This window comes from Pseudonocardia sp., from assembly GCF_025965585.1.
Taxonomy (GTDB): domain Bacteria; phylum Actinomycetota; class Actinomycetes; order Mycobacteriales; family Pseudonocardiaceae; genus Pseudonocardia.
In genome coordinates this window covers 1-3385 of sequence record NZ_JAOPWR010000263.1, presented here as the reverse complement: position 1 = coordinate 3385, position 3385 = coordinate 1, and the positions used below count along the sequence as shown (strand labels likewise).

The following is a 3385-nucleotide window of genomic DNA, read 5'->3' as shown; positions in this document are numbered from 1 at the left end:
GACCTGCCCCCGAAGTCGAGGCGCTCCTGGCGCCGCCCCGAGCCACGTTCCGGGTGACGGCCTCGTCACGCCCCGTAAAGAACGCGTCACAGACGCGACGATCCCCGCCAACATGGGTAGCCGGCATCACCCCCGGGCAGGTATCCAGGTAGCAGAGGCCGTTCCAGACCCCGGTCCGGCCCGACCGATGACCAGGCGTGCGCCCTCCACGACCGGAACCATCGGTCGAGCCCTCCCGGGGGACGCGGCCGCCGATGGGAGCCGGCGGCACCCGCTGCTCGCACCAGGAAGCGGGGCCAGCGGGATGCCACTCCCGGTGCCGGGCCCGATCAGAGCAGCTGGGGCCCGGCTCGGCGAGTCCCACGCACGATCACAGAGCACCGCGCCACCGCGGAGGGCGGGCGACCACTTCATACGAGTTCATACGACCCGGAACGGCTCATCTCCGACCACACGCCGAGGCCACTTGATGGACACCGCACACGACAGCAACAACGGGGGCCGCAGCCACCTCGGCTGGATCTCCGACCAGATCAGCGCCGTACTGGACCCGCTCGCCGAAGGCCACCGCGGCTGGCCCGCCGACACGATCGCGCCGATCCTGGCCCGGGCCTGGCGCCGGGAGTTCCACGCCGAGCTGGGCAAAGCCGCCCTGTCCGACACCGCCGCGGCGATCCGCGACGGACGGCCCTGGTCACACGCCCTCTGGACCGACGGCTGGTAACCGGCCCCACCCAACGCGGCCGTCGGACGTCGAAGTCGGGGCCAGCCAGTGCCGCGCCCGTCTCCGGGGCCGTCGTGGCCACCCGCAGCTCGGATCAGTCCGGGAGGGGAGACATCTGCAGCCGATGGTGAATGATGTCGCGGGCCACGTCCACCACCGGACGGTGGCTGCGGGCCGCGTGCGCTTCGAGCCGGGCCAGTGCTTCCGGGATGGCTACCTGGAGCTGCACGGTGAGCATCCCGGCTGCCTGCTGCACCTCGGCCCCGCCGACGTGCCACGCCCGATAGTCGCCGTTGGTCAGTGCCGATGAATCGTCCATGGGCCGCTCCCGGGTGGAATGCGACGGGTTCCGCGTGAGCCCACCGGAGTCTGGGGCGGCGACATGCAGGCTACGTCTCCGCGGGAATCCCCGCACTCGGCCAACCGGGAACCCCGGTGTCTCGACGACGGCGAGCAGGTGCCGACGACTGAGAACTGACCACCCTCCGCGAGTCTTGGAGTGTGAAGCGCTCAAGCCACATCGGCGGCAGCAGCGCTCACCGCGTTCGGGCCGTCGTACTCACGGTCGGGAATCCTGCGCAACGTGTCGAGCACCTCCTCATCAGCGCCCTGCTGCTCAGCGTGTCGCACGAGATCCTCTTTGCGAGCGGGATAGTCCACCCCGCGCAGGAACTTCTGGAGCTGGACCGGGTTGACCGCCACGCTGTCCTCCTTCTCAAGGGTTTTTCATCGGCATCCCGGGGCGGCGCACGGAGCCTGGTCCACTCGGCGTTGTGTCGGGGCCTGGTCCTCCGCGGACCGATAGTCGGCCTGAATCGGGCCTCCGGGCCGAGGCGATTCTTCGGCAAGCCATCCCTGCCGCGCCTGGGCCCGGAGGCATGAGATGCGGCCACAGCAGCCACCCCGGCAGGACAAACGCGGCAGCGAGACCGGCGTAACCCCCCAACGCCCGATGACCCGCTCATCCTCCGGAGTTTCTCGGCACCTGAGCGCATAGGTCGCTCCATCCGGGGAAACCGCACCCCACCAGACCGCGAGACGGAGGTGTCGTACATGACCGCCACCCATGAGCAGGACGTGGTGACCATGCTGGTCGAGCAGCACAACCAGGTCAGGAATCTGTTCGGCGAGCTGAACACCGCGACCGGCGATCGGAAGAGAGAGTTGTTCGACGACCTCGTCCGGCTGCTCGCGGTGCACGAGACCGCCGAGGAGGAGGTCGTGCACCCCATGGCACGCCGCAAGATCGACGGCGGTGAGCAGGTGGTCGAGACCCGGCTGCAGGAGGAGGACCACGCCAAGCGAGCACTCGGCGAGCTCTACGACCTCGGCGTGGACAATCCGGAGTTCGACAACAAGCTGGCCCCGTTCGAACAGGCCGTCGAACAGCACGCCGCCCGCGAGGAGAACGAGGAGTTCGCCCGGCTGCGTGCGACGCTGTCGGCCGAAGAGCTGCGACGCATGGCCGGGGCGGTGCGCGCTGCGCAGGCGATGGCGCCGACCCGACCGCACCCCGGCAGCCCCGAGTCGGCCGCGGGAAACCTGCTGCTCGGTCCTCCGCTGGCCGTCTTCGACCGGGTTCGCGATGGCGTGCGCGACTGGATGAAGGAACACAAATCCGACTGATGTCGCAGAAGTGATTCATCCGGGCCGCTCCGAATACCCCGAGCGGGCCGACGTGCCGCTTTCACGGGCGCGACCAACGAGCAGGTGGGCGCCCGTTTCGGGTCAGCACCCAGTGCGCACAGATGCAGATGTCAGGAGCGCGAGCCTTCGCTGCTCGCGCTTCGGCAGAGCAGGATCGCCAGAAGCGCTGAACTCCGGCTGGGGAGCCCTGTCTCGCTCCGGTCGATCCCGTTGGCGAGCTCGCGGTGCGCTTCTCCTCGGCGTAGGTGTCCCGGACGTCGGGGTGGCTGCGCAGCCAGGGCGGCGGCGACGTCGCGGTAGGCGGGGTTGGGCTGCGCTGATACGCGGGCCTGGATGCAACTGCGGGCACGGCCGTGACGTGATCCAGCCGGACACCATCCTCGATGAGGTGGTCGTCGGGCTCCTGGCGACCGGCCTGAATGTCACGCCGCTGGCTGTCTCTCCCGATGTCAAGGATCTTGCCGGTCGGCTCCGGGCAGGTCGCGGAACCGTCGGCACCCGGCGGTACGACTCGCGGGGGGTCCGAAGAAGTATCTATGGGACTAATGATCCAAGTGGGGCATTGTGCTGGATAGCGACATCGACATCGGCGGAGACAGGATTTGTGGGCGCTTACCGGCGTTGCATGCATAATCGGGGCCGTGTTCTGGACCGATCGTGTGGCTGGGCAGGTGCGGGGCTTGTGGTCGGAGGTTGCGGTGCGGGCCGGGATGAGGACGGCCCAGCTGTCGCAACGGCTCGGTGCGGGTGGGGGCTCGATCATCGGTGGCCGCGTCACACTGACGCTGGATCCGGCCGCGTTGTCCCGATTGGCCGCGGGACGTCAGATCGTGCTGGTCTCGGGTACCAACGGGAAGACCACCACCAGCCACCTGCTGGCCGCGGCCCTGCGTGAGCTCGGGACGGTGGCTCACAACGCGTCGGGCTCCAACATGGCCGACGGCGCGGTTGCCGCGCTGGCCCGCGATCGCGACACGCGATTCGCGGTGATCGAGGTGGACGAACTGCACCTCG

5 protein-coding genes are annotated in these 3385 nt (G+C 69.2%); 3 read left to right on the top strand and 2 right to left on the bottom strand.

Annotation, left to right across the window (positions count from 1 at the left end; genetic code table 11):
* The first annotated feature begins 469 nt into the window (after nt 1-469).
* Nucleotides 470-724: a hypothetical protein gene (locus JWR81_RS16845; protein ID WP_297653023.1), complete on the top strand. Its 255-nt coding sequence runs from the start codon at nt 470-472 to the stop codon at nt 722-724.
* Between the two features lie 94 nt (nt 725-818).
* Here the strand turns inward: JWR81_RS16845 and JWR81_RS16840 are convergent, their stop codons facing one another.
* Together JWR81_RS16840 and JWR81_RS16835 are read right to left on the bottom strand one after the other, a co-directional pair.
* Nucleotides 819-1043 carry an ANTAR domain-containing protein gene (locus JWR81_RS16840; protein ID WP_297653021.1) on the bottom strand — a complete coding sequence of 75 codons (225 nt, stop codon included), beginning with the start codon at nt 1041-1043 and terminating at the stop codon, nt 819-821.
* 191 nt (nt 1044-1234) lie between these two features.
* Nucleotides 1235-1426 (bottom strand): DUF2795 domain-containing protein, encoded by a 192-nt coding sequence (locus tag JWR81_RS16835; protein WP_297653019.1) that lies wholly within the window; start codon nt 1424-1426, stop codon nt 1235-1237.
* Nucleotides 1427-1777: 351 nt separating this feature from the next.
* Between JWR81_RS16835 and JWR81_RS16830 the strand changes: the two genes are divergently transcribed.
* Together JWR81_RS16830 and JWR81_RS16825 are read left to right on the top strand one after the other, a co-directional pair.
* On the top strand, nt 1778-2350 hold the full coding sequence (locus tag JWR81_RS16830; RefSeq protein WP_297653016.1) for a hemerythrin domain-containing protein: 573 nt from the start codon (nt 1778-1780) through the stop codon (nt 2348-2350).
* A gap of 731 nt (nt 2351-3081) precedes the next feature.
* Nucleotides 3082-3385 (top strand): Mur ligase family protein (locus JWR81_RS16825; RefSeq protein WP_297653012.1); only part of this gene is annotated, 304 nt, incomplete at its 3' end.